Source organism: Saccharothrix sp. ST-888 (genome assembly GCF_000955975.1).
Lineage (GTDB): Bacteria > Actinomycetota > Actinomycetes > Streptomycetales > Streptomycetaceae > Kitasatospora.
This window is the reverse complement of record NZ_JYJF01000037.1, coordinates 49,491-56,232: the sequence shown is the minus strand read 5'-3', so window position 1 is coordinate 56,232 and position 6,742 is coordinate 49,491. Positions and strand designations below refer to the sequence as shown.

The following is a 6,742-nucleotide window of genomic DNA, read 5'->3' as shown; positions in this document are numbered from 1 at the left end:
CGATGGTACTGCAGGGGGGACCCTGTGGGAGAGTAGGACGCCGCCGAACAATCATTCAAGCCGTGGCCCCCAGCGTTTCGCTGGGGGCCACGGCTTTTTCTATTTTCGTACCGATGCTCGGTGGGTGGTGCTAGGTCCACCTTGAAGTCGGGTCCAGGGGCCAGTGCGCTCGTGCGACGGCCTGACCAGACTGGTACCCGAAGCGTGAGGAACGAGCGGAGGGGTCCGGATGGCGAGTCAGAGTTTGCCGACGGTCGTCAGGTGGACGGGCGTGGGGCGGGAGAGGGCGGTGGAGGGGCTACAGGCGCAACTCCGTTGTCTGCAGGTGGTCTTCCAGGCCGGACTGGCACCGTTCGTGCTGCTGATGTGGGCGGTTCTGTGGCTCGTCGGGGTGCTCAACCGGTCGGCCAATGACCTGCCGAATCTGCTGGTCGCCGTGGTGGCTCTGCTTACCTGGCCGATGGGGCTGGTGTGGGGGAGCCGGCTGAACACCCGATGGTCGCGGCACCGGGCGCAGCTGTGGTTCGGTGCTCGTATTCCGCAGAGCTACGCGGTGACCCCGAGCCCGACACAGGACGAGCGGGGCCACTGGTGGACGGGGCACTCGTACCACCGGGACAGGCGGACGGCCGAGTTGGCGCTCTCCGTGCGGACGGTGGCGACGGATCCGCAGACCTGGCGGGACCTGAAGTGGATCTCGACGAACACGCTGTTGGCCGCTGCTCTTGCGCTGCCCTGTCTGGGCCTGTCGGCCTTCGGGACGGGGACGGCGATCGTCCAACTCCAGGCGGCGCACAGGGACTTCTTCGGCGGCGGTATCTTCGCGCCCGCACCCCTCCTGAGGGACTTGGCGGTCGTGGCGGTGGGGCTGGGGATCGCGGCCGTCGGCCTGCTGGCAGCTCCGTACGCGGTTCGACAGTACGGGCAGTGGATGCGGCGGATACTCGACTCGGACTCACCGGGCGGTTGGGACAAGGCCCGGCTGACTCGGCGGGTGGAGCACCTCACCACCTCGCGGGCGGATGCGGTCGGCAGCCAGGCGGCCGAGCTCCGCAGGATCGAGCGGGATCTGCACGACGGGGCGCAGGCCCGGCTCGTGGCGATCGGGATGACACTGGGCACGATCGAGCACCTGATGGAGGCCGATCCGGTGGCCGCGCGGCAGTTGCTCGCGGATGCCCGGGAGTCCTCGGCCAGGGCGCTTCAGGAGCTTCGGGACTTGGTGCGCGGTATACATCCGCCCGTACTGGCCGAGCGCGGGCTCGGCGATGCGGTGCGGGTGCTCGCCCTGGACAGTGCGCAGGACACGGAGGTGACCGTGAGTCTGCCGGCCAGGCCGGAGGCACCGGTGGAGGCGGCGGCGTACTTCTGCGTCAGTGAGCTGCTGGCCAACGCGGCCAAGCACTCCGGCGCTCGGCAGGTCTGGGTGGACATCCTCTTCCGGGCCGGTCAGTTGCGGATCACCGTGACGGACGACGGGCACGGCGGAGCGGATCCGGAGCGGGGCAGCGGGCTGCGCGGAATCGAAAGGCGGTTGGGTACCTTCGACGGAGCCATGTCGCTCAGCAGCCCGCGGGGCGGTCCCACCACGATCACCATGGAGTTGCCGTGCGTGTTGTCCTCGCAGAGGACCTCTACCTTCTCCGAGAAGGCCTGACCCGCCTGTTGGAGGCGCATGGCTTCACCATCGCGGCCGCGGTCGAGACGGGCCCCCAGTTGCTGGCGGCCCTGCTCGAACACCGGCCCGATGTCGTGGTGGTGGACGTCAGGCTTCCCCCGACGCTCACCGACGAGGGGCTCCAGGCGGCGCTGGCCGCTCGCCGGCAGATTCCCGGTCTGCCGGTGCTCGTCCTCTCGCAGCATGTCCAACAACTCTATGCGCGGGAGCTGTTGGCGGACGGGTCCGGTGGGATCGGGTACCTGTTGAAGGACCGGGTTTTCAACGCGGGGCAGTTCATCGATGCCGTCCATCGGGTGGCCACCGGGGGTACGGCGATGGACCCGGACGTGATCGCCAAGTTGCTGCAGAGCCGGTCCTGTTCGGAGCCGCTCCAGCGCCTCTCAGCGAGGGAGCGGGAGGTGCTGGAACTGATGGCGGAGGGCTGTTCCAACTCCGCGATCTCAGCCCGGCTGGGCATCAGTGACGGCTCGGTGGCCAAGCACATTGCCAATATCTTCACGAAGTTGGAACTGGCACCCGCCGACGACGCCAACCGCCGGGTTCTCGCGGTCCTGGCGCACCTCAACGGGACCCCTTCACAAGCGGTCTAACCGGGTGACGGGCAGAGGCAGGCCGTAGTTGGAACGCGCTTACGAGTAGGATCCGGTTGGCCGAGACGGTCGGTCGTGCGGTGATCCCGTACCCGATATGAGAGTGGATCCGGCTGCGACAGTCGCGCACGACAGCAGCCGAGTCCCAGGGGTTGATAAACGAATGGCACGTCCATCCCTCACCCGCGCCCACCGGGTTCTGCTCGGCATGGTGGCGGCCGGCGCCTGTGTGATCTCGGGCATCGGGTTCGCCGGTTCGTACAACGCTGTGCGTGAGCTGGCGCTGCAGAAAGGCTTCGGCACCTTCGCGTATGCCTTCCCGATCGGCGTGGACGCTGGGATCGTCGTCCTGCTGGCGCTCGACCTGGTGCTGACCTGGCTCCGGATACCCTTCCCGCTCCTGCGCCAGACCGCCTGGCTGTTGACCGGCGCCACCATCGCCTTCAACGCGGCGGCCTCCTGGGGCGATGCGCTCGGGATGGCGATGCACGCGGTCATCCCGGTGCTGTTCGTGGTGGTGGTCGAGGCGTCCCGGCACGCGGTCGGCCGGATCGCGGCGATCACCGCCGACCGGCACATGGAGTCGGTCCGTCTGATGCGCTGGGTGCTCTCGCCGGTGCCGACCTTCCGCCTCTGGCGGCGGATGAAGCTCTGGGAGCTGCGGTCGTACGACGAGACGGTCCGGCTGGAGCAGAACCGGTTGGTGTACCGAGCACAGCTGCGGTTCCGCTACGGGCGCGGCTGGCGGCGGTCGGCGCCGTTCCAGGCGCTGCTGCCGCTGAAGCTGGCGAAGTACGGGGTTCCGCTCGACCCGAGCATCCTGGACCGGATCGACGGCCCGCTGGAGTCGGCCACGGCGGCGGCGCAGTCCGCAGCGGCAGCCCAGCAGGTGCAGCCCGTGCAGGCCGCCCAGGCCGGGGTCGGACAGATCGAGTCCGGACACCCGGCTACCGGACAGGCCACTGCCGGGCGTGCCGCCACCGGGCACGCGGCCACCGCGCAGGTCCCGGCCGCGCAGGCAACTGCCGTAGCGGCAGCCGCAACTGGCGGCCAGGGTGCGGCGGAGCAGGCACCGATGGCGCCCGGCGCACCGGTGTCGGCGGCGGTTGCGGTGCCCACGCTGGCGAAGCTCGCGGCCGTCCGGCTGCGCGATGCCAACGACCCGGCGGGGGAGGAATCGGCGCCGGCACCGGTTCAGTCGGAGCTGAACGTCTGGACCGCGCGGGCCGTCCCGGCGGCGAATGTGCAGCAGGGTGCGGTGGCCAACACGGTGCGGATGCCGGGGCAGATGTCGCCCTGGTTCAAGCCTCCGCGTGCCCCTCGGCCGGCTCCGCAGGAGACGGATCCGGTCGTTCAGGTGCCGCTGGCAGCGGTAGCAGGGCTCGAAGCCCGAGCCAGCGGGGCGCAGTCGGCCCAGCCGTCGCCCCAGCCGTCGGCCGCCGTCCAGGGCGCGCACGGTCCGCAGGCGTCGCACCCGCAGACTTCGCAGCAGCAGGCTGCGAAGGGGCCGCGAGGGCAGCGACCGGTCCGGCTGGAGCAGCTGGTGCCCGAGGCGGCGACCGTGGCTGCACCTGCAGTCCAGCCGACTGCGTTCCAGGCACCGATGACTGACGGACCGTTGGCCGAGGGCATGGCCGAAGCCGGGGCCGCGTTCGTGCAGGGCGAGTCGGACGCGCAGGGCGTGCAGAACGAGCAGGACCGGCGTCCCGCCGCTGCCCCGCTCGACCCCGATGTCTGCTTCGATGCGCTGCTCGGCTACATCGACCAGTACGGCCACCAGCCCCAGCCGAAGCGGTTCGCGGAGTACCTGTCGGCCGAGCTCGGGATCGTCGGCTCCCGTCCGGACGGTTCGGTGAACCCGGCCGAGGTCGACCGGATCTGGGCGCAGCTCCAGGACCGGTACGTCGCCTCCGGTCGGGACTGACCGCGAGCCAGTACGGCAGACCCACAACGGGCAGGACGACGCCCAGCGCGCGACGCAGCACGCCAGACAACACAAGAGACCACGACCAACGCACGACAAGCACGACGAACGCACGACAGGCCGGCGGCCGCGCACCAGGCGCGGCCGCCGTCCGGCTTTCGGGCGGCCATTGACGCCCCGCATGCCCCGCCACTACCTTCACATCAACAAAATGTTGAACATCTGCAGGTGGAGGAGCCCGATGTCGCAGGTCGACGTGGACGGTAACAAGTCCGAGGGCGGTGCGTCCTTCTCGGCTGACGCCCGAGCCGCGGTGGAGGCTCTGCTCGCGCCGGTCGACACCGAACTGGCCCGCCGCTACCCGGGCGAGTCGGGCACGCGTCAGCCGGTCCACACGGTGTACGTACCGGCCGACGCCTTCGACGCCGGCACCGTGCAGAACTGGGGCCGCGAGGCGCTGCTGGCCTTCGACACCCATGCCGGTACCCCGGCGGAGCTGGCCGCCGCCCTCGGTGTCCCGGCCGACGGACTGCTCGCCGACGTGCACGCCCGGGTCCGCGCCAAGCTGGAGCGCGAGCCGGTCGAGGACCTGCGGATCGACTTCGAGGACGGGTACGGCCCCCGCCCTGACGCCGAGGAGGACGCCGCTGCCGTCCGCGCCGCCCAGCTGGTCTCCGCCGCCGTGGCCAACGGGACCGCGCCGCCGTACATCGGGATCCGGATCAAGTGCATGGAGGCGGCGGTCCGCGCTCGCGGCATCCGCACTCTGGAGCTCTTCCTCGCCACACTGCTCGCGGAGGGCGGTCTGCCGGAGGGCCTGGTGCTCACCCTGCCCAAGGTGACGTACGTGGAGCAGGTCACCGCGCTCGTCGGTCTGTTGGACGACTTCGAGCAGCGGGCCGGCCTCCCGGCGAAGCGGATCGGCTTCGAGATCCAGATCGAGACCACCCAGGCCATCCTCGGCCCCGACGGCCGGGCCACCGTCGCCCGGATGATCGACGCGGCCGAGGGTCGGGCCACCGGCCTGCACTACGGCACGTTCGACTACAGCGCCTCGTGCGGGGTCAGCGCCGCCTACCAGAGCATGGACCACCCGGTGGCCGACCACGCGAAGGCCGTGATGCAGGTGGCAGCGGCGGGCACCGGCGTGCGCCTCTCGGACGGTTCCACCAACGTGATCCCGACCGGCTCCACCGAGCAGGTGCACGCGGCGTGGCGGCTGCACCACGGCCTGGTCCGCCGCTCGCTCGCCCGCGCCTACTACCAGGGCTGGGACATGCACCCGGCACACCTGCCGACCCGCTACGCCGCCGTGTACGCGTTCTACCGCGAGGGCCTGGCCGCCGCCTCGGCCCGACTCGCGGCGTACGTGGCGAAGGCCGGCGGTGACGTGATGGACGAGCCCGCCACGGCCAAGGCCCTCAGCGGGTACATCCTGCGCGGCCTGGACTGCGGTGCGGTGGACCTGTCGGAGGTCACCGGGCTCACCGGTCTGGACCGCAGGCAGCTGGACGCGCTCGCGGGCCGCTGACCCGGCCGGCACGGCGCCGGACCGCCGGACCGGTCCGTCCGGCAGCGTCCTTGGCCGCGGTCGGCCGATGGTTAAGCTGGCGGGGTCGAACAAGACCCCGCCAGCTTTCCGCTTTCCGCCCTCCCGCAACTACGGAGATCCATCCCGCCATGTCGGAGCCGAGCCCGAGTCCGAAGCCGTATCTGACGATCCGGAGCTCCGGCACCCATGAGATCGAGATCAAGAAGTCCCGGTTCATCTGCCACCTCGCGCGGGTCTCGGACGAGGACGAGGCCCAGGCCTTCATCGCCGGAATCCGCAAGCAGTACTGGGACGCCCGGCACAACTGCACGGCCTTCGTGGTCGGCGGCGAGCAGCCGCGCGAGCGCTCCAGCGACGACGGGGAGCCGGGCGGTACGGCCGGTGTGCCGATGCTGGAGGTGCTGCGCAGGCGCGGGTTGACCGACACGGTCGCCGTGGTGACGCGGTACTTCGGCGGTATCAAGCTGGGCGCGGGCGGGCTGGTACGGGCGTACGGGAGCGCGGTTTCGGAGGCGGTGGACTCGGTCGGACTGCTGGAGCGCCGTCCGGTGCTGCTGCTCTCGGTGGCGGTGGACCACACCAGGGCGGGTCGGCTGGAGAACGATCTGCGGGCGGCCGGTTATGCGGTGCGCGAGCTGGCGTACGAGGCGACCGGGGTGCGGATCGAGGTCGGTGTTCCCGAGTCGGAAGTGACGGCTTTTCACGCCTGGCTCGCGGAGGCGACCGGAGGTGCGGCCGAGGCGGTGGCGGCCGGACGGACTTTCGTCGAAGTGCCGGTCTGACCTTCGCCGAAGCCCGGTCTGACCGGGCCGTCCCGAAACCCCCGCCCGACCTGGTGATTTGCGCGCGGGGGAGGGCGGCGCATTCGCATTTCCCCGTGTTGTGACGGTCGCACGAAGTCCACATGACACTCGAACGAATTAACCATGCCGGGAGTTGGAACTTCCGCTACCGGAGACGGCGTTTCCCAGAACAAGGATCCGCCCCCGGCGCCG

The 6,742-nt window shown here is 70.6% G+C and carries 5 protein-coding genes; all 5 read left to right on the top strand.

From position 1 onward, the window contains the following. Nucleotides 1–289: 289 nt before the first annotated feature. Nucleotides 290–1,657: a sensor histidine kinase gene (locus UK12_RS14640; RefSeq protein WP_045303384.1), complete on the top strand. Its 1,368-nt coding sequence runs from the start codon at nucleotides 290–292 to the stop codon at nucleotides 1,655–1,657. Beyond that, complete coding sequence (locus UK12_RS14635; protein ID WP_045303376.1) at nucleotides 1,609–2,271, top strand: LuxR C-terminal-related transcriptional regulator; 663 nt, start codon at nucleotides 1,609–1,611, stop codon at nucleotides 2,269–2,271. Before UK12_RS14640 ends, UK12_RS14635 begins: the two co-directional genes overlap by 49 nt. Nucleotides 2,272–2,434: 163 nt before the next feature. Beyond that, entirely contained in the window at nucleotides 2,435–4,195 is a 1,761-nt protein-coding gene (locus UK12_RS41260) for a DUF2637 domain-containing protein (RefSeq protein ID WP_082119617.1), read from the top strand. Between the two features lie 241 nt (nucleotides 4,196–4,436). Continuing rightward, the gene (locus UK12_RS14625; protein WP_045303375.1) at nucleotides 4,437–5,726 is read left to right on the top strand and encodes a DUF6986 family protein; all 1,290 of its coding nucleotides are present in this window, start codon (nucleotides 4,437–4,439) and stop codon (nucleotides 5,724–5,726) included. 149 nt (nucleotides 5,727–5,875) lie between these two features. Next, nucleotides 5,876–6,529 (top strand): YigZ family protein, encoded by a 654-nt coding sequence (locus tag UK12_RS14620; protein WP_045303374.1) that lies wholly within the window; start codon nucleotides 5,876–5,878, stop codon nucleotides 6,527–6,529. The last annotated feature ends 213 nt before the right edge of the window (nucleotides 6,530–6,742 follow it).